The sequence below is a fragment of the Algoriphagus sp. UBA3586 genome (assembly GCF_002376385.1).
Lineage (GTDB): Bacteria > Bacteroidota > Bacteroidia > Cytophagales > Cyclobacteriaceae > Algoriphagus > Algoriphagus ornithinivorans.
Map to the genome: position 1 here is coordinate 216704 of NZ_DFMT01000016.1, position 24915 is coordinate 241618.

At 39.4% G+C, this 24915-nt stretch carries 18 protein-coding genes; 11 read left to right on the forward strand and 7 right to left on the reverse strand.

Features of this window, described 5'->3' with window-relative positions:
* The first annotated feature begins 43 nt into the window (after nt 1-43).
* The 4 genes from B2906_RS05520 (at nt 44) to B2906_RS05535 (ending at nt 3965) form a co-directional block, all read left to right on the forward strand.
* Nucleotides 44-550 (forward strand): dihydrofolate reductase, encoded by a 507-nt coding sequence (locus B2906_RS05520; protein WP_286935854.1) that lies wholly within the window; start codon nt 44-46, stop codon nt 548-550.
* Complete coding sequence (locus tag B2906_RS05525; protein ID WP_286935855.1) at nt 543-1331, forward strand: SDR family oxidoreductase; 789 nt, start codon at nt 543-545, stop codon at nt 1329-1331. Before B2906_RS05520 ends, B2906_RS05525 begins: the two co-directional genes overlap by 8 nt.
* A 4-nt stretch (nt 1332-1335) precedes the next feature.
* Nucleotides 1336-2592 (forward strand): competence/damage-inducible protein A, encoded by a 1257-nt coding sequence (locus B2906_RS05530; RefSeq protein WP_286935856.1) that lies wholly within the window; start codon nt 1336-1338, stop codon nt 2590-2592.
* A gap of 86 nt (nt 2593-2678) precedes the next feature.
* Complete coding sequence (locus B2906_RS05535) at nt 2679-3965, forward strand: dihydrolipoamide acetyltransferase family protein (RefSeq protein ID WP_219959009.1); 1287 nt, start codon at nt 2679-2681, stop codon at nt 3963-3965.
* A 25-nt stretch (nt 3966-3990) separates the two neighbouring features.
* Here B2906_RS05535 and B2906_RS05540 read toward each other — a convergent pair whose 3' ends face one another.
* From B2906_RS05540 to B2906_RS05560, 5 genes are read right to left on the reverse strand one after another with little or no spacing between them, the layout of a single operon-like run.
* Nucleotides 3991-6837 (reverse strand): PAS domain-containing hybrid sensor histidine kinase/response regulator, encoded by a 2847-nt coding sequence (locus B2906_RS05540; RefSeq protein WP_286935857.1) that lies wholly within the window; start codon nt 6835-6837, stop codon nt 3991-3993.
* Nucleotides 6837-7844, reverse strand: coding sequence for a hypothetical protein (locus B2906_RS05545; protein WP_286935858.1), 1008 nt, complete (start codon nt 7842-7844; stop codon nt 6837-6839). Before B2906_RS05545 ends, B2906_RS05540 begins: the two co-directional genes overlap by 1 nt.
* Before the next feature lie 22 nt (nt 7845-7866).
* Nucleotides 7867-8106 carry a hypothetical protein gene (locus tag B2906_RS05550; RefSeq protein ID WP_091650345.1) on the reverse strand — a complete coding sequence of 80 codons (240 nt, stop codon included), beginning with the start codon at nt 8104-8106 and terminating at the stop codon, nt 7867-7869.
* Nucleotides 8103-8519: an OsmC family protein gene (locus B2906_RS05555; RefSeq protein ID WP_219959011.1), complete on the reverse strand. Its 417-nt coding sequence runs from the start codon at nt 8517-8519 to the stop codon at nt 8103-8105. Before B2906_RS05555 ends, B2906_RS05550 begins: the two co-directional genes overlap by 4 nt.
* Before the next feature lie 36 nt (nt 8520-8555).
* Nucleotides 8556-11933, reverse strand: a complete 3378-nt coding sequence (locus tag B2906_RS05560) for a methylmalonyl-CoA mutase family protein (protein WP_219959012.1) — start codon at nt 11931-11933, stop codon at nt 8556-8558.
* Nucleotides 11934-12155: 222 nt separating this feature from the next.
* Between B2906_RS05560 and B2906_RS05565 the strand changes: the two genes are divergently transcribed.
* The 5 genes from B2906_RS05565 to B2906_RS05585 all read left to right on the forward strand — a co-directional run bounded on the left by B2906_RS05565 (nt 12156) and on the right by B2906_RS05585 (nt 18787).
* Entirely contained in the window at nt 12156-13448 is a 1293-nt protein-coding gene (locus tag B2906_RS05565) for an acetyl-CoA hydrolase/transferase family protein (RefSeq protein ID WP_219959013.1), read from the forward strand.
* Between the two features lie 78 nt (nt 13449-13526).
* A complete protein-coding gene (locus tag B2906_RS05570) occupies nt 13527-14873 on the forward strand; it encodes a sugar porter family MFS transporter (RefSeq protein ID WP_219959014.1) in 1347 nt (448 codons plus the stop codon).
* A complete protein-coding gene (locus B2906_RS05575) occupies nt 14863-15738 on the forward strand; it encodes a carbohydrate kinase family protein (RefSeq protein ID WP_219959015.1) in 876 nt (291 codons plus the stop codon). The genes B2906_RS05570 and B2906_RS05575 overlap by 11 nt, the downstream gene beginning before the upstream one ends.
* 125 nt (nt 15739-15863) lie before the next feature.
* Entirely contained in the window at nt 15864-18170 is a 2307-nt protein-coding gene (locus B2906_RS05580; protein ID WP_255590624.1) for a TonB-dependent receptor, read from the forward strand.
* A gap of 14 nt (nt 18171-18184) precedes the next feature.
* A complete protein-coding gene (locus tag B2906_RS05585; protein ID WP_219959016.1) occupies nt 18185-18787 on the forward strand; it encodes a hypothetical protein in 603 nt (200 codons plus the stop codon).
* Nucleotides 18788-18827: 40 nt separating this feature from the next.
* On the opposite strand, the gene B2906_RS05590 is transcribed toward B2906_RS05585, so the two are convergent.
* On the reverse strand, nt 18828-19340 hold the full coding sequence (locus tag B2906_RS05590) for a hypothetical protein (protein WP_219959017.1): 513 nt from the start codon (nt 19338-19340) through the stop codon (nt 18828-18830).
* 87 nt (nt 19341-19427) lie between these two features.
* Between B2906_RS05590 and B2906_RS05595 the strand changes: the two genes are divergently transcribed.
* A complete protein-coding gene (locus B2906_RS05595) occupies nt 19428-21020 on the forward strand; it encodes an ATP-dependent DNA ligase (RefSeq protein ID WP_286935859.1) in 1593 nt (530 codons plus the stop codon).
* Nucleotides 21010-23469 (forward strand): ligase-associated DNA damage response DEXH box helicase, encoded by a 2460-nt coding sequence (locus B2906_RS05600; RefSeq protein WP_286935860.1) that lies wholly within the window; start codon nt 21010-21012, stop codon nt 23467-23469. The genes B2906_RS05595 and B2906_RS05600 overlap by 11 nt, the downstream gene beginning before the upstream one ends.
* Here the strand turns inward: B2906_RS05600 and B2906_RS05605 are convergent.
* Nucleotides 23466-24914 (reverse strand): TrkH family potassium uptake protein, encoded by a 1449-nt coding sequence (locus tag B2906_RS05605; protein WP_219959020.1) that lies wholly within the window; start codon nt 24912-24914, stop codon nt 23466-23468. The genes B2906_RS05600 and B2906_RS05605 overlap by 4 nt on opposite strands.
* Nucleotide 24915 lies beyond the last annotated feature (1 nt).

The following is a 24915-nucleotide window of genomic DNA, read 5'->3' on the forward strand; positions in this document are numbered from 1 at the left end:
GTCAATAAGGCTAAAACGTTTTAAATCGGTCAAGTAATCTTTTATGGAATTAATATTAATAGCCGCAATAGGGAAAAATAGAGTTTTGGGCAAAGACAATGAATTGCTTTGGAGACTCCCTGCTGATTTTAAAAGGTTCAAAGCCATCACCACTGGCAATTACCTTTTGATGGGGCGCAAAACCTTTGAGTCATTGGGAAAGCCATTGCCCAATAGAACACATCTAGTAATTACCCGTGATCCAAACTATCAAGTTCCTGAAGGACATTACCAGTTCACCAGCTTTGAGAAAGCATTTACATTCTGCAAGAAACTGGATTTAGATAAGCTCTTTGTCATTGGAGGTGGAGAGATTTATACACAGACACTAAAAATGGCTGATAAGATGCTTTTGACTGAGGTAGAAGTCTCACCTGAAGGAGATACTTTTTTCCCTGAATTCGATAAGAGTAACTGGAAGGAAACTTTCAGAGAATTCCATCCGGCAGATGAAAAGCATGCTTATGCTTTTTCCTTTGTAGATTACGAAAAAAAGAGTCACTATGAGTGAAAACAAAGTGATTTGGATAACCGGTGCATCCTCAGGAATCGGCGAGGCCTGCTGTAAAAAATTCAATCAAGAAGGATATAGAGTAATCCTATCTGCCAGAAATAAAAAAGAGTTGACCAGAGTTCAAAGCTCTCTTAACTACCCGGAAAACAGTCAAATACTTCCTCTAGATCTTGCTGAACTAGGAAATGTGGATGAATTGGTACAAAAGGCAATTGGACTTTTTGGTCATGTTGATGTGCTTTTACATAATGGAGGAATCAGTCAGCGCTCTCTTATTCACGAGACAGCTTTAGATGTAGACCGTCGCTTGATGGAAGTAAATTATTTTGGGACCATCACTTTGACCAAAGCCCTTTTACCCCATTTTATCCACCGAAAAAAGGGGCATTTTGGGGTTGTGACTAGTTTGGTAGGGAAATTTGGCACCCCATTTAGATCATCTTATGCCGCCTCTAAACACGCTCTACATGGTTTTTTCGATACATTGAGAGCAGAGCATCATCAGGATCAAATTCAAGTTACCTTGATCTGTCCAGGCTTTATCAAAACCCAGGTTTCTGTCAATGCTTTAACTTCGGATGGAAGTCCCTTAAACTTAATGGATGATGCACAGGCAAACGGAATGAGTCCAGATGAGTGTGCTAATCAAATTTTTCAAGCTATAACCAAACAAAAACGGGAAGTATTGATTGGAGGAAAAGAAACAATGGGAGTTTACCTGAAAAGATTCTTCCCAGGCATATTTGCCAAATTCCTAACAAAAGCCAAAGTCAGATAAGTAAATGAAGCTAGTAAAAGCAGAAATCATAGCCATAGGAGACGAATTGCTATATGGACAAATCATGGACACCAATAGTCACTGGATTTCCCAGCAATTAGACCTAAAAGGTGTAAAGGTGGTAAGAAAAACTACCGTCGGTGATAATAGAGATGATATTTTAAAGGCTTTTTCAGAGGCTGAAAAAAGGGCGGATTTAGTGCTTATTACAGGTGGGCTTGGCCCAACTCAGGATGACTTGACCAAGCCCTTATTGGCTGAGTATTTCAATTGCCCTGTAATTGAAGTTCCGGATGCTGTTAAAGCTATTACAGAGTTTTTCAAAAGAAGAGGCCGAGAAATGACCCCTTTGAATGTCTTACAGGGACATTTACCTTCCTGTTGTGAATACGTTCCAAATCCAGTGGGAACTGCGCCGGGCATGTGGTTTGATCAGAATGAAACTTATTGGATGTCCATGCCAGGTGTACCTCATGAGATGAAGAGGCTCATGAATGACTTTGTTTTACCCAAATTACCAAGCCTGTTTGAGCTGCCAGTAATCTATCACAAGGTTATAAAAACCGCCGGTATTGGCGAAAGCTGGTTGGCTGATTTGATAGCTGATTGGGAAAATGCGTTGCCTGAGCATATCAGATTAGCTTACCTTCCTTCGCTGGGACATGTGAAACTGAGGTTAACAGGTTTTGGCAAGGATTTGATTCAAATCCAGAAAGAAGTGGAAAATCAAATCCAGCTAGTATTACCTAAAATTGAAAAGTACGTATACGGGTTTAATGAAGAAACTCTGGAAACTGCTATCGGCAAGCTTTTGAAGAAAGCCGGGAAAACCCTAGCTTTGGCTGAGAGCTGTTCGGGAGGATATATTTCCCATTTGGTAACAAGCATCCCTGGATGTAGTGATTATTTTCAAGGTTCTTTGGTTCCTTATCACAACCAATACAAAATAGATATCCTAGGAGTAAAAGAGGATACTTTAGCGAATTTTGGAGCTGTGAGCGAAGAAACTGTCCATGAAATGGCAAAAGGAATAAGAAGTTTATTTCATGCCGACTTCGGTTTAGCCTCTAGTGGGATAGCCGGACCTGATGGTGGAACAGATGAAAAACCAGTTGGAACTGTTTGGATAGCTTGTGCCGGAGATGGCTTTTCAGAAGCAAAAAAATTACAATTGACCCAAGACAGATTATTAAATATTCAATTAACTGGGGTTGCTGTTTTGAATTTATTAAGAGTTTGTATCTCTCAATACAACAAATAAAATTTTATACTAAAGGTTTGTTTCAAATGTTTTTAAAATTTAATTTTAAAAGTTGAATGTAAACCCAATTAAATACCGAAAATAGTATGGCGAGTGTAGAAATGCTGATGCCTAAAATGGGCGAAAGTATCATAGAAGGCACCATCCTTACCTGGTTAAAAAAAGAAGGCGACCCTATTGAGCAGGATGAATCTGTCCTGGAGGTTGCCACTGATAAGGTGGATACAGAAGTACCTGCAACCCATGCTGGTGTTTTGAAAAAAATATTGGCTAAAGAGGGAGAGGTAATAGCTGTAGGTGCTCCAATTGCCATCATTGAAACTGCCGGTGAAGAAGCCGCCCCAGCTAATGCTTCTAAGCCTAAGGAAGAGGCTAAAGACGAACTAGTAGCCGCTGCTCCGGAGAAAACTGAGACCTTGATCTCAAGCCCAGAGCCAGTAGTAGCGGATGGAGATGATAGATTCTATTCTCCTCTTGTCAAAAGCATTGCAAAAGAGGAAGGAATTGACGCTTCTGAACTATCCAAAATACCTGGTACCGGCAAAGAAGGCCGAGTAACTAAGCAGGACATGTTGGAATATGTAAAAAACAGAAAAGCTGCACCAAGTGCTTCCTCTCCAAGCCCATCCATAGCTGAACCTAAAGTTCAAGTGAGCGTTTCGGCCAATGATGAAATTATCGAGATGGATAGAATGCGCAAGATGATTGCGCAGCGTATGGTGGATTCCAAGAGAATTTCTCCGCACGTAACATCTTTTGTTGAGGCTGATATGACTAACATCGTATTATGGAGGGAGAAAAATAAAGAAGCCTACAAAAAGAAATACGGAGAATCTATTACCTATACTCCATTCTTCATTGAAGCCATCGCCAAAGCAATCAGAGATTTCCCAATGATCAATATCTCCGTGGATGGAGATAGAATTATCAAGAAGAAGGATATCAACGTAGGAATGGCTGTAGCATTACCGTCTGGAAACCTGATTGTTCCAATCATTAAAAATGCGGATCAGTTAAACTTGGTGGGTATTTCCAAAAAAGTAAACGATCTAGCCAATAGAGCAAGAAATAACAAATTGACTGCCGATGACCTTTCGGGAGGCACATATACCGTATCCAATGTTGGCTCATTCGGGAATGTCATGGGTACTCCTATCATTCCTCAGCCTCAAGTTGCGATTATGGCCGTTGGTGCAATCGTCAAAAAACCTGCGGTGGTAGAAACACCTACTGGAGACGTGATTGCCATTCGACATAAAATGTTCTTATCCCATTCCTATGACCATAGAGTTGTTGACGGATCTTTGGGAGGAATGTTTGTCAGAAAAGTAGCAGATTATTTAGAGGAGTTTGATATGAATTCTTCCTTTTAATATTGACCCCGGCTTGAGTCGGGGTTTATTTTTTCCTCTTTTCTATAATTTTTTTATAATAATGTTCCAATCTTTCAGCCAATACAGCTAATCGTATTGGCTTTGTTAGATAATCATCCATCCCAGACTCTATTGCTTTCATTTGGTCTTCATCAAAAACGTTTGCTGAAAGTCCTATAATCACAAGATCCCTTTTCTTAGGGAGCTTTCTAATCTCATCGGTAGCTTCAAGACCATTCATTATAGGCATCTGTACATCCATCAGGACTATATCAAAATCCTGCTCTTTTACTTTTTCCACAGCTTCCTCTCCATTTCTGGCAACCTCGTATTGAAAACCCAATTGATTTAGCATTAACTTCATCAATTGTAGGTTCAAGTCATTATCTTCAGTCAAAAGAATTTTCAGAGGGTGTGTCTCACCCATTTCTTTGACCTCAGCCCAAGACAATTCCTTCTTGTCAATTTTCAGACTATCCTTCTCTACTTTTTTGACCAAAACAGAAAATTCAAATACAGAACCTATACCCTTTTCACTACTGATAACTAAATCTCCTCCTAAGAGCTCTATAAGCTTTTTCGCTATAGCTAGTCCCAAGCCGGTTCCTTGATAGTTTCGGGTTGCAGAGCTGTCTATCTGATAAAATGGTTCGCTTAACTTCTCTAAATGCTCATCGGATATGCCTATTCCAGTATCGATAATTTTACAATTGATAAAATAAGCATCACCGCTTATTTGCTCCAATCCTACGCTGACGTCTACTTTCCCTTTTTCAGGCGTAAACTTGATCGCATTTCCCACGAGGTTCAAGAAAATCTGATTGATTTTCACTTTATCTCCTTGTGCTAAAAAGTCCTGTTTGCTATCTGATTGAAAATTGAATGCTATGTCTTTTTTATTTGCCAGTCCTGAAAGTATCTGTGCCTGATTCTCAAGCTCCTGCATAGGATCAAATACCTCATTGAAAATTTCAACTTTTCCGGCTTCAATTTTAGAGTAGTCCAAAATATCCTTGATTATACCAAGGAGCATATTTCCGGAATTTTTGATGATATCAACATATTGCTGTTGAATCGTATTCAACTTGGTTTGCTCCAAGAGGTCTATAATTCCCAATAATCCATTCATCGGGGTTCTGATCTCATGACTCATATTGGCAAGAAAGTCTGACTTCGCTTTGCTTGCCTGATCAGCAGCATTCATAGCATCCACCAATCCTTTTTCCCAAATCTTCTGAGTAGTAATATCTTTTGAAATAGACATCATTTTCTCAGCATCTAAGGGAAAGAATCTCATTTCAAAATGCCTCTCCCCTTTCGGACCTTCCCATTTCACATTAATAGTTTGAATGGATCGTTTTTCTCTAGCCTTGTAAAAAGCTTCTAAAACCATTTCGGTTTGACCATGAGGCACAAATTCATGCAAGCTTTTCCCTAAAGTTTGACGGGAGGGTTCTTCCAATTCTTCTTTGTCCTGAACATGGAAATCAATAACTCTACTGTCATTATCATACAGAAAAATATTATCCGGAATATTGCCAATTAGAGTTCTTAGCCTATTCTCACTTTCTATCAACTTGATTCTTGATTGATAGGTATCGGTGATGTCAGTACAGATTCCCATACCTCCGTTGAAATGACCGGCATCATCAAAAATCAATTTTTCAAAAACTTTGAGTCGGATCCTTTTTCCATCCGGCATGATGAAGTCATACTCAAAGTCCACCAAATCCCTTTTTTCATCCAGGGCCTGAAAAATAATGGATCGGAGATTCTGAACCTCCGCATTTTCTGATTCTTCTTTGAAAGCAGATCTAAACTCATGAGGTTCCATGCCTAAAATATCTCGAACCTCATCACTAATACGAGTTATCTGCCCTTTGGCGTCGTGGAAATAAACAAAACCTTTAAGCTCTTGAAGTAATAAATTCTGTTGATCAAATAGCTCGCTGATCTCTTGAATATTAGCTTCTTGAGTTCTTTGAAACTCTAAATTATTCTTTAAAGAAACTACAAAAAATCCCACAGTAAATATCAACAAGGCAACAAAACCTAGAAAAAGGAAAAAATACGTTTGGTAAATCCCCGAAGTCAAACTTTCTGCAGGAACGGCAAAGACCATCGCTCCAGATTCACTGGAAAGCACAAAACTAAATGGATACTGGGCAATAATTCCACTTGTCTCCTCATCGTTCCTTTGCCAAGAAGCTTCATAAAAGCCTTTCAAGCCTAAAGCCAAATCATTCTCTAAATCTGCAATTTTGCTTGCTTGAATCTGAATAGAATTATTGTTTAAAGGAATTAGCCGATCATCATAAATCAAGAATTTACCACCGCCTGGATTTAGATAATAATTCATCACATACTCCTTTGCAAAGGAGACTAAATCCAGTGAATAAAGGACACGAAAGCCCTTTTTCCCTAATATCAAGTTGGAAAATCTCTTTTCATCAGTCGAAGGAAAACCTGTGTCAGACTGGGTTCGAAAAAATTCCGTTCTATCATTTTTATTGAAAACTAAAACCGAATCCATCATATCCACCCAGACTGTATCTACTAATTGGGGGAAAGAATTAAACAATCTTCTAACCGCATAGGTGAATTCTTCATCATAGTCATCCAGCTCGTGATTGGGATCCTCCAGATAATTGATTAATTCCTTGGACTCTTCTTCAAATCTTCTAATCTCAAGTTCAATTCCACGGGACGCTAGCTCAGTTTGTTTATTTAAAAATTCCTTTCTGGAATTTAACTGAGCATTAAAAATTGCCATGAAAAAACTTAATCCCAAGGTGATTACCAAAAGGACTAAAAGTGATCCAATGACTAAGGTTAGCCAAAAATCAATACGGTAAGGCTTATTAGTTTCCATTAGCTTTTGATATTGATTTTAATGGCATACCACTCTATCTCTTTGAAGGCCCTGCAAACTGCATCAGATAGATAACTTTCCTCTTTAAATTCAAATTGATCTTTAGATTCCAAAAGGAAAGCCTGACCCATTTTTCGAACTTCCCTACTTTTACTATTGAATAGATTAAAATCAGAAATTCTGAAATTATCCGACCGGATAGTTTCCCTATAAACATGGTTTTTCAGTGGAGGCATGCTCAAGGCCTCGATGGCAGTAGACTTTCCCGCTACTATGTCCCCTTTTTTGTTTACAATTAGATAGTCCCCATTAGTGTCTTCCAAAAATCTTTGGATCAGATGGTCTACTGTGATATCAATACCCAAAACAGCAAATAATTCATCTTGATCATACACCGGCTTGATTAGTGACAAAATCCATCCTTGCCCAGCCGGATCGATATATGGTTCGGGTATCCATACATATTCCCTACTAGGATTATTTTCTTGATCTGCTTTGTAATAAAAATTAAAGTCCTTGACATTAATATTTGGGTCTACTATTCCCACAGCATCATAAAAGGGATAAACTCTCGAAACTTGATTTTCTGAATTGGAATAGATCTGCGCTATGATATCATAACGCTTATAAATCTTAGAAAAAATTTCATCCAAACCATTGGTAAATTTCACTTCCTGCCTCGCTTTGGCATAATCTTCCGTTGAATTCAAGATGATAATGGAACTGTAATTTTCCTCTTTCACATACAGACCTTCAGAGAATGGCCCATTCATCTTGTACTTATACCCCTCTAAGTCTCTAAGAATTTTGTCTTTGTTCCTGATCAAAGAATCATAAAAAGTTGAGACCGAGTCAATCTCTTTTTCAAGTGCATTTGCGTGGCTTTCAAAGGAAGATACTAATTCCTGTAAACTTGCTTTATCAGCCTTCTTTTTCTTTTCCCGAAGGTCAGAACATGCCGAAAAAAGAAGTAGAATAGAAACTAAAAATAGTATTGGGGCTCTCATGTATCATATGCTTTGCGGGAAATTAAAGATTTTCCAACTGAGCACGAAATGATTTTCCCATTTCATGAAATCTTTCAACTATTTGCTTAAAAAAATCTCCTTCCAGAAAGCTTTCCAAGTCTGCTTCTTCCAAAACATCCATCTCGTTTAACTTGAAAGTCTGCTCCATGGGACCAAACTCAAATTTCAAGATGTACTTATTATTCCAGGAGAAAATACTAATTCGTATTTCCTCCCGGATTAATTCCTTGACTACTCTCATCCTGGTCTCTTTACCTCAGAACTATACGTTAATCTGGACTTTAAAGAAGAAGCAACTGAACAATATTTGTCAACGGATAGCGCAACCACTTTTTCAAACTCCTCCTCTGTTGCATTGGGGGAAATTAAAATGAATTTTAAGTGGATATCGGTATAAAATGCAGGTACTCCGTCATTTCGAATTCCTTCCACTTCCACCGAAAAATCGACTATCTCTCTTCTTTTTTTCTTCATCATCAAAACTGCATCCACAGAAGCACAGCCACCCACTGCCGATAATAGCAAATCCATGGGAGATTGTGCTTTTTTGGTAGGGGCATCGTACATATCGATCTGAACTACATTTCCCTGGGGATTTACAGCTTCGTATTCATAGTCCGCTTTCATTCGGACAGTTACATTTCTTTTTGACATAGCACTTAATCTTTATTCTATTTGAAAGGCTTACCCTTACATGTTTCTTCTATATTGACCACCAACCTCATAAAGCGCTCTCGTAATTTGTCCCAAAGAACAATACTTAGATGCTTCCATTAATCGCTCAAATACATTCTCGTTTTGAATAGCAGCTTTCTTCAAGGACATCAATTGCTCTTCTTCTTTGCCTTCATAAGCTTGATGTAAGCTTTTCAAAGTCTGAATCTGAGCTTCTTTTTCCTCTTGAGTAGCTCGAATCACTTCCCCAGGAGTTACAGTTGGAGAACCTTCACTGGATAGGAATGTATTCACACCAATAATCGGATACTCTCCAGTATGCTTCAGCATTTCATAATGCATGCTCTCTTCCTGAATTTTTCCTCTTTGGTACATGGTCTCCATAGCTCCCAGTACTCCCCCTCTTTCTGTGATTCTATCAAACTCTACGTAAACCGCTTCTTCCACCAAATCAGTCAATTCTTCAATAATGAAAGCGCCCTGCAATGGGTTTTCATTTTTAGCTAATCCTAATTCTTTATTGATGATCAACTGAATCGCCATTGCTCTCCTTACTGATGCTTCAGTTGGAGTTGTAATCGCTTCATCATACGCATTGGTATGTAGGGAATTACAGTTATCATAAATCGCATACAATGCCTGTAGCGTCGTTCTGATATCATTGAAATCAATCTCTTGTGCATGTAGAGACCTTCCAGAGGTCTGAATATGATACTTCAGCATTTGCGAGCGTTCATTCGCCCCATACTTCAGCTTCATCGCTTTGGCCCAGATTCTTCTAGCCACTCGTCCAATTACCGCATACTCCGGATCAATTCCATTGGAAAAGAAGAACGATAGATTTGGGGCAAAATCATTGACATCCATTCCTCTGGAAACATAGTATTCCACATACGTGAACCCATTGGAAAGCGTTAATGCCAATTGCGTGATAGGATTAGCTCCAGCTTCAGCAATATGATATCCAGAAATAGAAACTGAATAAAAGTTTCTGACTTTGTTTTGAATGAAATATTGCTGCACATCACCCATGAGCCTCAGAGAAAACTCCGTGGAGAAAATACAGGTATTTTGTGCCTGATCTTCTTTGAGAATATCTGCCTGAACAGTCCCCCTTACTTTAGAAATGGTATCTGCTTTGATTTTTTCATATACCTCTTTCGGCAAAACCTGATCTCCGGTCACACCCAAAAGCATCAAGCCCAAGCCATCATTGCCTTCAGGAATCTCGGCATTGTAAGTTGGTCTTTTCAGCCCTTTCTTTTGGTAAATGGCATCAATTTTCTGATTGATTTCATCTTCCAAACCATTGGCTTTAATATAAACCTCACATTGCTGATCAATAGCTGCATTCATGAAAAATGCAGTCATGGTAGCTGCGGGGCCATTGATAGTCATCGAGACTGAAGTCAAAGGGTCTACCAGATTAAATCCTGAATAGAGCTTCTTAGCATCATCCAAGCAGCAAACATTTACTCCAGAATTACCAATTTTGCCATAAATATCCGGTCTATAATCAGGATCCTCACCATAAAGAGTCACGGAGTCAAAAGCCGTGGACAATCGCTTGGCCGGCATATCCTTCGAAACATAGTGGAATCGCTTGTTGGTACGCTCAGGCCCACCTTCACCCGCAAACATTCTAGTAGGATCTTCACCTTCTCTTTTGAAAGGGAAAACTCCAGCAGTGTAAGGGAATTTTCCAGGTACGTTTTCTCTAAGTCCCCATTTTAATAACTCACCCCAAGCTTCATACTTAGGAAGTGAAACCTTCGGAATTCTTGAATCCGCAAGTGATTTATGGAAAGTTTTTACCTTGATCTCCTTATCCCTTACTTTGAAAACATAGAAATCCTCCTGATATCTAGCGGCTTCTTCTGGCCACTCTTCCAGCCATTTCTTATTTTTTGGATCTAAATTCAGCTCGACTTGAGTATAGACTTCTTCTAATTCTTTTTTCAATCTGTCTTTGTCCTCTACACCGGATTCTTCAATAGTGTCAATTGATTTCCGAATCGAATAAAGCTTTTGAGCAATCTCTTTTTGCTCTTCTACCCACTTGTCGTAGTTCCTGTTGTTCTCAGTAATCTCGCTTAGATATCGGGTCCTTGCAGGTGGAATAATATAGATCTTTTCAGAACTACCGGATGTCAATTCGGAACTGCTTTCAAAAGACTCAAACTTCTCATTGACTTTGGAAATGATTGCCTTATAAAGCTGATTCATTCCCGGATCGTTGAATTGAGAAGCAATGGTACCGAAAACAGGTAAATCTTCGTCTTTCGCTTCCCATAGATTGTGATTGCGTTTGAATTGCTTTTTCACATCCCGAATAGCATCTAGAGCCCCTCTTTTATCAAACTTGTTCAGTGCAATGATATCTGCAAAATCCAGCATATCGATCTTCTCCAATTGAGATGCGGCACCATATTCCGGAGTCATCACGTAGAGGGATAAATCTGAATGCTCGATAATTTCTGTATCTGACTGACCAATACCTGATGTTTCTAAAATCACCAAGTCAAATCCAGCCGCTTTCACAGTATCTACAGCATCTTGGACATATCGAGATAGAGCTAAGTTTGATTGTCTGGTGGCCAGAGACCTCATAAACACTCTGGGATGATGAATTGCATTCATGCGGATTCTATCTCCCAAAAGAGCTCCTCCAGTTTTTCTTTTGGAAGGGTCTACGGATATGATTGCGAGAGTTTTGTCTTCAAAATCCAAAACAAATCTCCTGACCAATTCATCAACCAAGGAAGATTTTCCAGCCCCTCCAGTTCCTGTAATTCCCAAAACCGGGGTTTTTGACGCCTTGCTTTTTGATCTTACTTCTTCCAACAATTTTTTGGATTGATCAGGGAAGTTTTCAAAAGCAGAGATCAGTCTGGCTACATGATTTTTTTTATCTCTTTCCAGAGCAAATTCTTCCGGCAACTCATCTCCAATTGGAAAGTCGCATTGCTTTACTAAGTCATTGATCATTCCCTGAAGACCCATTGCTCTTCCATCGTCAGGAGCATAGATTCTGGAAATACCATATTCATGCAATTCCTTGATCTCTTCAGGAAGGATTGTTCCACCTCCCCCTCCGAAAAGTTTGATATGCCCCGCTCCTTTTTCATGAAGCAAATCATACATGTATTTAAAAAATTCTACGTGCCCTCCCTGATAGGAAGTAATGGCAATAGCTTGGACATCTTCCTGAATCGCACAATCGACAATCTCCTGAACCGAGCGATTGTGTCCTAAATGAATCACTTCACAACCAGTGGATTGAATGATTCTTCTCATAATATTGATCGCTGCATCATGCCCATCAAAAAGTGAGGCTGCAGTGACAATACGAATGTGATTTTTTGGCTTATAAATCTCCGCTTGGGTAGTCATACTTATGGGTTTATGTACTCTATTTTTTGGGCTTTGAAACGACATTCAAGCCGATCTTTTCAGTCTGCGAATATAACAAATTTAAGGCTGCCTTAGGTTTAAAACATGTGATCAAACAAAATATTATTTGGTAGGCAAACAGATAAATCAAGCGGTTAGCTGACAATTGTCATCTTTTTTTATCATCTTAATTTAAACCTTTGGGGAATAAAAAAATTGAAAATGATCAACTATACCACAGCAGCTGATGCGGTTCAGCTAGTTCAAAGCCATCAACGCGTATTTATTCACGGAAGTGCAGCAACCCCCACCACTCTTTTGTATGCATTGGCAGACAGAAAAAAAGAATTGAAAAATGTCGAAATCGTAGCAATCACTACGCTAGGTCCTATGCCTTTGGTAGAACCCGATTGTAAAGGGAGTTTCTTTATGAATTCTCTTTTCGTTTCAACTAATATCAGAACTGCCGTCAATACAGATCAGGGGGGCTATGTCCCTATTTTCTTGAGTGAAATCGGACACCTTTTTAGGAATAAAATTTTGGAAATTGATGTAGCAATGATTCAGGTTTCAGAGCCTGATGCACACGGGTTTTGTTCGTTGGGAACCTCAGTAGATATTGCCAAACCTGCAGTTGAAACCGCCAAATTGATTATTGCGCAAGTCAATAAGCAAATGCCTCGAACACATGGAGATGGACATATTCATATTTCAAAATTTGATAAAGCTATCTATGTAGACGAACCACTACCTGAAGTAAACTATCTCGGAAAAATTACGGAAAAGGAAATTCAGATTGGCAATCATATAGCTTCTATTATAGAGGACAGATCAACCCTTCAAATGGGCATTGGTGCAATTCCTGATGCAGTTTTAAATAGCCTTCATCATCATAAAGATTTGGGAGTACATACAGAAATGTTTTCCAACGGCATCCTGAACTTGATGAAATCGGGGGCTGTCACCAATGCCTATAAGAAAAAACATCCCGGCAAAGTAGTTTCCGCTTTTACTGCAGGTTCAGCAGAATTATACCGGGAAATCCACGATAACCCTGAATTCTCCTTTCATGAGGCAGCCTATGTTAATGATACTTCTGTAATCAGGAAAAACCCGAAAGTAGTATCGATCAACTCCTGTGTTGAACTTGATTTGACAGGACAAGTCTGTGCCGATTCGATAGGAAGCTATCATTATTCGGGAGTTGGTGGACAGATGGATTTTATGAGAGGAGCTTCACTGTCCGTTGGAGGAAAACCCATTATGGCATTAACAGCCTGCACAAAATCAGGAGAATCAAAAATTGTCCCTTTCCTAAAACCAGGAGCTGGAGTAGTTACGACAAGAGCGCATGTTCAATATGTAGTGACAGAGTTTGGAGTCGTCAATTTGTACGGAAAGAATCTGAGACAGAGATCATACGAATTGATGAGAATCGCTCATCCAGATCATAGAGATAGTCTGGAAAGAGCTATTGTAGAAAGATTTGGTAGCTATATCTATCCATTTCGTTGATTTGGCAATTTCATAAATGGGGTTTTGAATTATGCCGCTTCTACTTAGATTAGCGAATGATAAACCCCATTTCTTTTTATGTCTTCTAATAAATATGTCTTTTTCATTTCCATCACAGCCGCTCTTGGCGGCTTTTTATTTGGATTTGATACAGCTGTAATTTCAGGTGCGGAAAGAGCGATACAAGAAGTATGGCAATTAAGTGACTGGATGCATGGATTAGCCATAGCATCAGCTTTGTATGGAACTGTAATAGGTGCCTTGCTAGGCGGAATACCTGCAGACAAGTTTGGAAGAAAGAAAAGCTTACTCTGGATAGGTATATTTTATTTAGTTTCCGCTGTGGGTTCAGGAATGGCGTGGGACGTCACCTCTTTTACTATTTTTAGATTTATTGGTGGCTTAGGTGTAGGTGCATCCTCTGTAGTTGCACCTATGTATATCTCTGAAATCGCTCCTGCAAAAAACCGGGGACTCTTGGTAGCCCTGTATCAGTTTAATATTGTATTTGGGATTGTAATCGCCTATGTCTCCAATTATCTGATTGGAACTGCTGGCTTGCCAGAAGAGTGGCGATGGATGCTGATTGTTGAAGGAATACCAGCTTTGATATACAGTGCAATGATTTTCAGAATACCTGAAAGTCCAAGATGGCTGATCGCCAAATTTAATGCTCAAAGCCAAGCTAGAACTATTTTAACTCGGACAGATCCTGAAGGCGCCGAAGAGGCAATTAGACTTGCCATTGAAGAAGAAAAGAGGCAAAAGTCCAAAGCAAGCATTTCAACTCTTTTCAATTCAAAATACCTTTCCAGTACTCTTCTAGCGGTTATGATTGCCTTTTTTAATCAGGTATCAGGAATTAATGCCATCATCTACTTTGCTCCCAGAGTATTTGAAATGGCGGGGATTTCCACGGAAAACGCTTTAATATCAACTATAGGAATTGGAATAGTCAACTTGCTGGGCACATTTCTAGGACTTTATTTAATAGATCGGTTGGGAAGAAAAAAGTTAATGTATATAGGTTCCGCAGGTTATATTATCTCATTATCCTTGATGGCATATAACTTTTTGGGGCCTGGAATTCCATCTTTCTGGCTCCCTATTTTTGTTTTCGGATTTATTGTTTCTCACGCAGTAGGACAAGGTTCGGTGATTTGGGTATTCATTTCAGAAATGTTTCCTAATGAACTTAGAGCATATGGCCAATCGCTTGGCTCTTTTACCCACTGGATTTTAGCCGCTGTAATTGCCAATGTCTTTCCTTTCTTTGCCAATGCATTCGGACCAGGCTATATCTTTGCTTTCTTTGCATTGATGATGGTTTGGCAACTCCTTTGGGTGAAATTTAAAATGCCGGAAACCAAAGGAAGAACTCTAGAAGAAATTCAAAAAGATTTACATCAAGACTATGCCTCATAAAGTTTTTATTTTCGGTGAAATGCTATGGGATTGCTTACCTAGCGGTTCGAAAGCAGGTGGTGCCCCATTGAACGTGGCCCTGAATCTTCACCAATTAGGACTGAATTCCAATTTTATCTCCGCAATAGGAAATGATTTAGATGGAGAAAAATTAGTGGAATACATAAAGAGTTATGGGATCTCGGATAAGTTTATTCAAAGAAAAGACGCTTATCAGACCTCAAAAGTCCTGGTTGACAATTCTGATCCTGAAAATATCAAGTATACCATTTTACCCAATGTGGCTTGGGATCATATCTCTATTACAGATGAATTGATTCAGGCTAGCCAGAACTGTGATGCTTTTATTTTTGGAACATTGGGAGTTAGAAGCAATGAAAGTCTCAAAACTCTTCTAGCATTACTCCCGAAGCAAAAATTGAGGATTTTTGATGCCAACTTGAGAAGTCCATTTTACGATTTCGAAGTGATTGAAACTCTCCTTGGGTACACCGAAATTCTAAAAATCAACGAAGATGAATTAGAAATTTTCGCAGATTACTTCAATACAGAAGCAACAGTGGAAAGTCTATGTGAATTTTTGGATCATAATTTTCCCATTGAAATCATCTGCATCACTTTGGGATCCAAGGGCGCTATGATTTATCAAAATGGACAAATCACACAGCACCCTGGGTATAAAATTAAAGTGAAAGACTCCATAGGAGCTGGAGATGCTTTCTTGAGCGGATTTGTCAAAACATACCTAGACGGCAAAAATTCAGAGGAGATTTTGGATTTTGCCTGTAAAATCGGAGCATTTGTAGCAACTCAGGAAGGGGGCACACCCAAGTATCAAGTAAGCGACATTAATCAAATACATTGAAATTTGGCTGTTTTTTGAAATAATTGAGCATTTTTCTTCCTCAGGGATAAAAACCACTTATCCCTTTTTGCAACTTTGTTTCACTTTTTCTGGTATAAAGCTACAAAGCACTTTATTTTTGTGGCGTGAAGAAACTGATACCCTACATTACTGTATTTCTGACAACCCTAATTCTGGCTTTTCCTTCTAAAGCCCAGAACTGCAACCTGTCTATTCGGGGTAAGGTGATTCATTTAGAAAATAACCAACCCATCCCGGGAGCTTACGTGTGGCTGGAAGAAACCAAGCAAGGTGTGGTGACTGATCTAGACGGCAACTTTCTCATAAGAAATCTTTGTCAGGGTGCATTCAATTTGAAAATCCAGTTTTTGGGTCATAAGGAAATTCAGGAAAAAATAGACTTGGCATCCAATTCATTCAATAAAACATTTCGAATGGAAGAAGAGTCCTTCGCTCTTTCTGGGGTTGAAATTCATGGACATAGAGATGCCGTTCAAACGACTACAGCGGTAACTGCTCTATATGGTGAGCAATTATTAGAATCCAGAGGAGAAAACTTAGGAGAAAGCCTCAAAAGAGTTGCTGGTGTCACTACTTTTTCCACGGGAAATAGCATAGCAAAGCCAGTGATTCATGGTCTGCACTCCAATAGAATCATGATTCTGAATAATGGAATCCGACTTGAAGGACAACAATGGGGAGCTGAGCATGCCCCTGAGATTGATCCTTTTTTGGCAGATGAAATTACAGTAATAAAAGGTGCTGAGACAGTTCGCTTTGGGCCGGAGGCTATGGGTGGAGTGATTTTAGTAAGCCCTGCTGAAATCCCTACCAAAAGTGAAAGCAAGACAGATCTATATGTTTTAGGCGCAAGTAATGGTAGAATGGGGAATATTTCTGTTACTCACCAAGATGGATTCAAAAGCATCAAAGGCCTGGGCTACAGAGTTCAAGGATCGGTAAAAAGGGCAGGTAATATTCAAAGTCCGGATTACTATCAGGCAAATACCGGGCTGAATGAAATCAACTTTTCTGGTGCACTTGGATATACTAGTCCAAAATTAGGAGCAGAGATTTATTATAGTTTTTTCAATACCGAATTGGGGATTTTGAGAGATTCCCATACTGGAAATTTGACTGATTTACAGGAAATTATTGCCAATGGAAGGCCTTTTTCCAATGTGGGTTTCACCTATGATATTCTAAATCCAAAGCAAAAAGTTGCCCATCATTTAGGTAAAATCAAGTCTCATTATCATATCAACTCCAACTGGAAAGCAAATCTTCAATATGGTTTTCAGCTCAACCAAAGACAGGAATTTGATAGAAGAAGAGGAGATTTAAATGAACGAGCCAGTTTGGATTTGGAGCTATTCACCAATACTCTTGACTTATTCGTAGACCATACCCACCCAAATGAGTTTAGCGGTACTTGGGGGTTGAATATTATTCAACAGGCAAACAGCAACATTCCAGGAACTGGAGTAACTCCCCTAATTCCGAATTATCAAATGCTTAACATGGGTTTCTATGGAATTGAAAAATATTCCAAAGGACCTTTGGAAATTGAAGGCGGTATTAGGTTTGATTTTAGAGATGTCTCTACAGCACGATTCGTCAATAATGAGCTGGAGGAAGTGGACCTGAACTACAGCAATTTCACAGCTTTTCTAGGTGCTTATTACCAATTATCCCCAAGCCTTACTTTTTCTACCAATTTGGGCTCTGCTTGGAGACCACCGAATATCAACGAGTTATTTTCCCAAGGCTTGCACCATGGGGCAGCTGCTGTGGAAATAGGTGATCAAGAATTAAACTCAGAAAAATCCCTTAAATGGGTAAACTCACTTGAGTTTACTTCCAATAAATCAACCTTTGAATTGACCGCCTACGCTAACAGGATTTCAAATTACATTTACCTCAATCCCACAGGAGATACTTTTGTGAGTTTGAGAGGTACTTTCAATGTTTATGAGTACCTGCAGGCAAATGCGCTGTTTTATGGATTTGATTTTTCTGGAAGCTATGAATTCACCTCCAATTTCAATGCTTACGTCAAAGGTTCCATCATTAGAGCAAAAAATACAGACGAAAACAATTTCTTTCCATTTATTCCTTCGGACAGAATGGATTGGGGACTTTCATATAAGCTAGGTCAGGAAAAAAAGACACACAAATTCACTATCAGTAATCAGTTGGTTGCGCGACAAAATCGAGAGCCTGATTTTGATTTGGCTCCTGCTCCTGATGCTTATGCTCTATTCAACTTTGGATATTTAAGACAATTGCCAATTGGACAAAACAAATTGAATCTTGGGCTACAGGTTCAAAATATCTTCAATACCAGCTATAAAGAGTACATGAACAGATTTCGATACTTCACTGATGATATCGGAAGAAACATCCTTTTGAAAATCAATTACCAATTTTAATTTATATAAACACAATGAAAACTATCCAAAAACTTCCTTTTTACGCACTGATCGTAAGTTTATTCGTATTCACAGCCTGTGAACCTGAAGAGCCGGTTGTAGAGAATGACGGAGAAGTAATCACTGATGTAACTTTAAACTTTACAGAGCTTGATGCTTCTGGTAATCCTGTTGGTACAACAATCAGTTTCACAGCTTCTGACCCAGAAGGAATTGAAGTAGGAGCTTCTCCTGTAGTGCAGACTGTAAGCCTTATGAAAGGTAAAACCTACCGTTTAGACATTGAAGTATTCAATGCTATCGAAAACGAGGATATTACAGAAGAGATTTTAGAGGAAGCTGATGAGCATCAGTTTTATTTCTTGGGATCAGCTTTCGTGGGATCTTCCGCACCACTCACTTATGTCTATGATGATGAGAGCGGAGAACTAATCGGTGTAAGAGGTATCGTTACAGTAGCATCTTCTCCAGGTTTCAACAATGCTCAAATGAGAATTGTCTTGAGACACGATTTGGATAAAAACTATCCAGGAGCTAATAATCCAAACTTTGAAAATTTTGTGATGGCAGGTGGAGAAACCGATTTAGACATCACTTTCCCACTAGTATTAAATTAAAAAAAATTAGGCCTGATGAAAAATTAGGCCTTTTTTTATTCTAATAATCCTTCCCGCAGATCACCATTTGAGACGGATCAAAATTGGAAGCATTCGCAGCTTTTCCAATATTTCCAGCAACCAAAATCGTATTGTAATCAGGTCCATCGGCAGCTAGATGAACTTTGATATGCCCTTCAAATCCTAATAGTTCATTGAACAGTAATCGATTTCCGTTGGTCATTTGCTCCAATACAGTCACTGATTTTAGGGATGCTGCATTTACCGGCTTGAGCATAAATGCTATTGTGGCTTGTGGGGTATTGATATTCCCAAAATGCAGATGAGCCGGGTAACTCACACTTGCATCACCTCTGGAGCCTTCCAGATCAATACTCATCTCCAAATTCCCTCCGATCAATTCCCTGACGGTCGCAGTTCCTGAAAAATCAAAATCTGAGGCTTTGAATAAAGAATATTCAACCTGCTTGCCGGTGTATTTATTTGATTCAAATGAGTCAGTGCAGGATATGAAAATTAACCCGGAAAGTAGCGCAAAAATTAACTTTTTCATGAATAGCTTGTTTTCAAATTGGTAAACGGCAAGAAGTCCATTAAGTTAAGATTTCAATTTAAATACTCTTACTCATTATCCATTTGAATGAAAAACTTTGCAGAGCTAATCACTAAGTTGGATCAAACCAACAAAACCAAAGATAAGCTGGAGGCTTTGCAACATTTTTTTGAAACATCTTCCTCAAAAGATAAAGTCTGGGCAATCGCCCTTTTCACTCATAGAAGACCGAAAAGGCAAGTGAATACCCGACAATTACGAGAGTGGTGTATGGAGATGGCAGAAATTCCAGAATGGCTCTTTGAAGAATCATATCACACAGTAGGAGATTTGGCAGAAACCATTTCTCTCTTGCTACCTCTACCCACTTCCAAGTCGAGCTATCAACTCAGTGATTGGATCAATCAGTTGATAGCTTTAAAGGAAAAATCCGACGAACAAAAGAAAGATTTCATTCTGAATGCATGGAGCGAACTGGACCGAATGGAGCGCTTTGTATTCAATAAAATTATCACAGGAGGATTCAGAATTGGTGTCAGCCAAAATTTAATCACTCAGGCCCTTGCTAATTTTCTAAAACGGGAAAAAGCAGACATTGCCTATGCATTGATGGGAAATTGGGATCCTGAAACTTTAACCTTTGATCAGCTTTTTGACCAAACAGAAGCAGAAAAAGACTTAAGCAAACCTTACCCTTTTTTCTTAGCCCATCCTTTAGAAAAGATACCAGAAGAGCTAGGGCATACAGAAGAATGGCAAGTTGAATGGAAATGGGATGGAATTAGAGGACAATTGATAAGGAGAAACCAAGAAACCTTCATCTGGAGCAGAGGAGAAGAACTTGTCAATGAAAAGTTCCCTGAGCTTATTGACTTAGGAAGTTCCTTGCCTGACGGTTTGGTATTGGATGGAGAGATTTTGGCTTTCGATGAAGGAAAGCCCCTACCCTTTGGTATTTTGCAAACAAGGATTGGAAGAAAATCCATTAGTAAAAAAATACTGAAAGATGCCCCTGTGAGCCTATTGGCATATGATTTATTGGAGTTTGAAGGTGAGGATTTCAGAGACTATCCTTTGAAAAAAAGGAGACAAATTTTGGAAGAAGTCGTCCGGAAGACTAAACATCCAAGATTGGAAATATCCAGTCCACTTCTAGCTGAAAATTGGGATGAATATGCCAAAATCAGAGAAAATTCTAGAGCTAATTTAGCAGAAGGCCTGATGCTGAAACATAAAGATTCTCCCTATGAGACAGGTAGAAAACGGGGGAATTGGTGGAAATGGAAAATCGATCCTTTGACGATTGATGGAGTCATGATTTATGCCCAAAAGGGACACGGAAGGCGGGCTGACTTATACAGTGATTATACCTTTGCGGTTTGGGAAGGAGAAAATCTAGTTCCTTTTGCAAAAGCATACTCTGGACTTACCGATTCCGAAATGCGGGAAGTAGATCAATTTGTCAAAAAAAACACTCGAGAAAGGTTTGGTCCTGTAAGAACAGTGAAAGCAGAACTTGTATTTGAAATTGCATTTGAAGGAATTCAGTCAAGCCCAAGACACAAAAGCGGTATAGCCTTGAGATTTCCCCGTATCTTAAGATGGAGAAAAGATAAGCCTAAAGAAGAGGCAAATACACTTCAAGACTTGAAAGATCTTTTAAAACTGTATGGAGGATAAGCGTTTTCAGGTTGCCTTAAATTACTTCAAGTCTAAAGGTTGGACAGCCTTTCCTTTTCAGCTTCATGCTTGGAAAGACTATTTAGATGGAAAATCAGGTCTATTAAATGCCCCAACGGGATCAGGAAAAACTTTTGCTTTATGGTTTCCGGTAATTCTGGAATTTATCCAACAGCATCCCAACGATTGGCAGAACAGCAAAAAAAATGGACTTCAACTTATCTGGGTCACTCCCCTTAGAGCCTTGGCGAAAGACATACAAAAGGCTATGGAAGAGGTTTGCGAGGCTATTGGTTTACCTTGGCAAGTGGCAGTCAGAAATGGAGATACTGATGCCAAAACCAGAGCTGCATTGAAAAGAAGGCCTCCCGAAGTCTTAATCACAACTCCTGAAACACTCCATATATTAATCGCCCAAAAAGATCATCATAAACTCTTTCAAACGGTGCAAACTGTAGTGGTTGATGAATGGCATGAGTTGGTTGGAAATAAGCGAGGGGTTCAGGTTCAGCTTGCTTTAGAGTACATACAGGCAATCTGCCCGAACATTTTCAAAAGATGGGCTATATCTGCTACCATTGGTAATTTGGAGGAAGCTGCCAAAGCGCTTTTAGGAAAAGACCTTCCCATAAATATTGTCAAAGCTGAGGTAATAAAAGAAATCCGACTAGAATCAGTTTTTCCAGATGAAATCGAAAAATATCCTTGGTCTGGACATTTGGGAATTAGGATGCTGGACAAAATAATTCCAATCATAGAATCAGGAAAATCCCTCTTACTTTTTACCAATACACGATCTCAGACGGAAATTTGGTATCAAAAAATTTTGGAAGCCAAACCTGAATGGGCAGGCTGGATCGCCATGCATCATGGCTCTTTGGACATGTCTGTCCGATCTTGGGTAGAAGAAGCTTTGCACGAAGGAAAATTAAAACTAGTGGTCTGCACCTCAAGTTTGGACCTCGGAGTAGATTTTAGACCAGTTGACAAAGTCATCCAAATAGGAAGTCCTAAAGGTGTTGCGCGCTTTATGCAAAGAGCCGGAAGAGCTGGACATCAACCGGGTGTTCCCTCTGAAGTTTATTTCGTCCCTACCAATTCTCTAGAGTTAATTGAAGCAGCAGCTTTAAGGGATGCCATGGAAAATGAAGCCATAGAGTCTCAATTTGCTCCTATCCTACCCTATGATGTCCTCATTCAATTTTTGGTCACACTGGCAGTAGGCGAAGGATTTGCACCGGAAAAAATCTATCCTATCGTTAAACGGACCTACTCTTTTTCCAATTTAAGCAAAGAGGAAATGGACTGGGCTATGGATTTCATCACAAAGGGAGGAAATTCTCTGGGAAGCTATGAGGATTTTCTCAAAGTCAGTCAAGATGAGGGTGGGCTATACAAAGTCAAAAACAAACGAATAGCAATGAAACATAGGCTTTCTATGGGAACCATTGTTTCGGAAGCAATGATGAAAGTGAAGTTCAAAAATGGAACCTACTTGGGCACAGTGGAAGAGTACTTCATTTCAAAGATGAAAATTGGGGATAGATTCTTTTTTGCAGGTCGATCATTAGAGCTTCTTCAAATTCGAGACCTAAGTGCCATAGTCAAAGTCAGTGAGAAAAAAACCAATAACGTGGTAAGCTGGATGGGTGCAAGAATGTCACTTTCTTCCATGCTGTCAGATAAAATTCTCCAAATACTTTCAGAGTATAATAATGGCATTCATAAGTCAGAAGAAGTCAAGCAGGTTTTACCAATTTTGGATCTTCAGAGCAAGCTTTCCATTGTACCGGATCAAAGCACCTTCTTGATAGAGTCTCATCAAAGCAAGCAGGGATATCACATTTTTTTCTACCCTTTTGAAGGTAGAATGATGCATGAATTGATGAGTGCTTTGATTGCCTATAGAGTTTCAGCAAGCTATCCAGTCACTTTCAATATGGCGATGAATGATTATGGCTTTGAGCTTCTTTCAGACATGCCAATTCCTATTGAAGAAATTTTGGAAGAAGATGTATTCAGCCTAAAAAATATCAAAGAGGATATTCTCCACTGTGTGAATGAAAGTGAAATGTCCCGGAGAAAATTCAGAGAAATTGCCAGTATTGCAGGATTGGTTTTTCAAGGATACCCCGGGAAACCCACCACATTCAAGCACATTCAGGCCAATTCCAGCTTACTTTTTCAGGTTTTTGAGCAATATGATCCAGACAACCTATTGTTGAAGCAAGCACATGAAGAAGCTATCAATCAGCAGATGGATAGGGATAAGTTGATTAATGCATTAAAAAAGATCAATCGATTGAAGATCGTGGTCAAACACCCAGTTCAATTTACCCCATTCGCTTTTCCTATCATGGTGGATAGATTGAGCAGAACAACCATTTCTTCAGAAAGTCTGGAAGATAGAATTGCCAAAATACAAGCTCAGTTTACTGTTTTTGATTAGTTCGCTCTCCAGAAGAATGGAGTGAATAAGATCAGAATGGTGAATAATTCCAATCTTCCCAGAAGCATGATAAAGGAAAGGAATATTTTAGCGGATCCGCTGAAAAAAGCGAAGTTGTCAACAGGTCCTACTTCTCCAATGGCTGGGCCAACATTACCCAAACAGGTAGCCACGGCACCCAGAGAAGTTGGTAAATCATAGCCCATCAGAGAGAGTACCAATGCCCCAATGACAAAAGTCAAAAGGTAAATCAAAAGGAAGTTCATAATATGGGTAATGATCCTTCCAGTTACCCGGTCACCATTGATCATCAATGGTACGATCGCCCTTGGATGAACCAGCCTTTTAAACTCCAACCAGGAATTTTTAATAAAAGTCAGGTGACGTACGAACTTGATCCCACCGGCTGTTGATCCTGCTGAACCCCCCAAAAACAGAAGCATGAAGAAAATAAAGCTCATTCCCTGTCCGTATTGGGTATAGTCGTCAGTGACATATCCAGTTGTAGTTACCAGAGAGACCACTTGGAAAAGGGATTTTCTAAAAGCCAATTCATAGTCTACCCCTCCTTTTGCGAAAATCGGGTAGAATAATATCACAGATATCCCCAGCAAAGCAAAAGCGTAAGTTTTAAACTCATCGCTTCTTAATACTCTTCTGAATTTACCTATCAATCCAAAATAAATGATGGTAAAGTTGGTTCCGGCCAAAAACATGAAGACAATAGCTACATATTGAATAAAAGCCGAATCATAATAAGCCATTGAGGCATTTTTGGTAGAGAATCCACCCGTAGCCAAGGTCGTCAAGGCATGGTTGATGGCATCATAAAAAGTCATTCCACCGACCCAATAAAGAAGGGTTGCTAATAATGTCAATCCCACGTAGACATACCATAATCTCTTGGCAGTTTCGGAAATCCTAGGATGCACTTTATCAGAAGTTGGCCCCGGTGACTCGGCAACAAAGAGTTCAATCCCACCAATTCCCAAAAGTGGGAAAATTGCAACCGTCAAGACAATAATTCCCAAACCACCAATCCATTGCGTCATACTTCTCCAGAAAAGAAGACCTTTAGGCATTGCCTCTATATCTGTCAAAATACTGGCACCTGTTGTGGTAAGACCCGACATGGTCTCAAATAGAGCATCGTGAAAAGAGGTGATTTCGGCGCTTAAAATAAAGGGCAACATTCCAAACAGCGTCATAAAAACCCAAGAAAGAGCCACAATCAAATAGCCCTCTCTTTTTCGGATATTTTGATCCTGCTTGGAAAAGGAAGAAAAGAAAAATGCGCCAAAAAGGGCTGAAATACACATTGCAACCAAAATTGGCCAAGGGTCTTCTCCAAAATAAATTGACCACCCCGCTGCAGGAAGCATCAAAATCGAGATGAGCACCAAGAGGGCTCCCATGATTTTTGCTATTTCCTTAAAATGAATCATA